At 72.1% G+C, this 1,374-nt stretch carries 2 protein-coding genes and 1 pseudogene; 1 reads left to right on the forward strand and 2 read right to left on the reverse strand.

Going from position 1 to position 1,374, the window contains the following annotated elements; all coding sequences use genetic code 11:
* Positions 1 to 383, reverse strand: a 383-nt coding sequence (locus ACTS11_RS20275) for a SufE family protein (protein WP_442642093.1), incomplete at its 3' end; no start/stop codon positions are given.
* A 141-nt stretch (positions 384 to 524) separates the two neighbouring features.
* Here ACTS11_RS20275 and ACTS11_RS20280 point away from each other — a divergent pair.
* Complete coding sequence (locus ACTS11_RS20280) at positions 525 to 971, forward strand: hypothetical protein (RefSeq protein WP_442642094.1); 447 nt, start codon at positions 525 to 527, stop codon at positions 969 to 971.
* A gap of 3 nt (positions 972 to 974) precedes the next feature.
* Here ACTS11_RS20280 and ACTS11_RS20285 read toward each other — a convergent pair.
* A pseudogene (locus ACTS11_RS20285) lies at positions 975 to 1,374 on the reverse strand (ribonuclease D); the annotation flags it as partial.

Consider the following 1,374-nt stretch of genomic DNA (forward strand, 5'->3'; position numbering starts at 1 on the left):
ATCGCGCGCAGCCCGTTCGACCGCTGCGAGGAGAGATGCTCGTCGAGCCCGAGGCGCCCGAGCTCCGCCGCCGCGTCGACCTCGCCCACCTCGCGGGCGCTGAGGCCCGAATAGAGCGCGTGCAGAACGGCGATCAGCCCGCGCACGATGATCGCGTCGCTGTCGCCCCGGAAGTCGAAGCGCGCCTCCGGCCCCGCGCCCTCGATCCGGGGCAGGATCCAGACCTGGCTCGCGCAGCCCTCGACCTTGGTGGCGGGCACCTTGAAGGCCTCGTCGAGCGGTTCCATCGCCTTGCCCATCTCGATGACGTGGCGATAGCGCTCCTCCCAGTCCTCGAGGAACTCGAAGGTGTCCGCGATGTCTTCGAAGGCTTCCGTCGCCATGGTCCGCTCCTGTCTCCGTCCTCCGGACCTAAGGCCCCGGCGCCCGCGCGTCCAGTCCGGGGCGCGCGCCCATGCCGCTTTCCTTCGGCAGGGCTTTGGGCTAGGCACGGGCTCGCCACCACGACCTGACCCGGAGCCACCATGCTGCGCGCGTTCCTCGCCCTGACCCTCTGCCTCGGCCTCGCCGCCTGCGGGCAAAGCCGCCTCAACCCGCTGAACTGGTTCGGCGGCGACCGGGAGGAAAGGATCGAGGTGACCGAGCGCGCGGTCGCCCGCGACCCGCGCCCGCTTGTGGCCGAGGTCACGTCGCTCGCCATCGAGCAAACGACTTCGGGCGCCATCGTCACGGCGACCGCGATGACCGAGCGGACGGGCTACTGGCAGGCGGACCTGATCGAGGTCGAGCGCACAGAGACAGGCATCGTCTACGAATTCCGCGCCGCCGCGCCGCCGCCCGGTGCGATCGCGGGCGCCGCGCCCACCCGACAGATCGTGGCGGCGACGACCCTCGGCCGGCGCGACCTCGCGGCGGTGCGAAGCGTCACCGTGATCGGACGCGAGAACCGCCGCACCATCGAGCGGCGCTGAGCCTCAGACCGGGACCGCCTTCACGCGGTCGCCTTCGGCGGCCAGCGCGATCTTCCCGTCGAGAAGCTTCAAGGCATCCTCGCCGAAGACCTCGCGCCGCCAGCCGGTCGCCCAGATCCCCTCGCGCTCGCCGCTGGCGATGTCGTCGAGATCGCTGGAGGAGGCGATGAGCTTCGCGGCGACCCCCGCCTCCTCGGCCTTGGCCTTGAGGAGCACGCGCAGGAGGTCGGCGAGCGCGGCGTTGAGGTCGGCGCGGTCCTTGCCCTTGGGCAGCTTCGGCCAGGCCGACTGCGGCATGTCGAGCCCGCGCTGCACCGCCTCGACCAATCCTTCGGCGATGGCGCCCTTGCGCGCCTCGCGCAGGAGCAGGCGCGACTTGCCGAGGTCGGCCAGCGTGCGCGGC

Source organism: Roseicyclus sp. (assembly GCF_052168335.1).
Taxonomy (GTDB): Bacteria; Pseudomonadota; Alphaproteobacteria; order Rhodobacterales; family Rhodobacteraceae; genus Roseibacterium.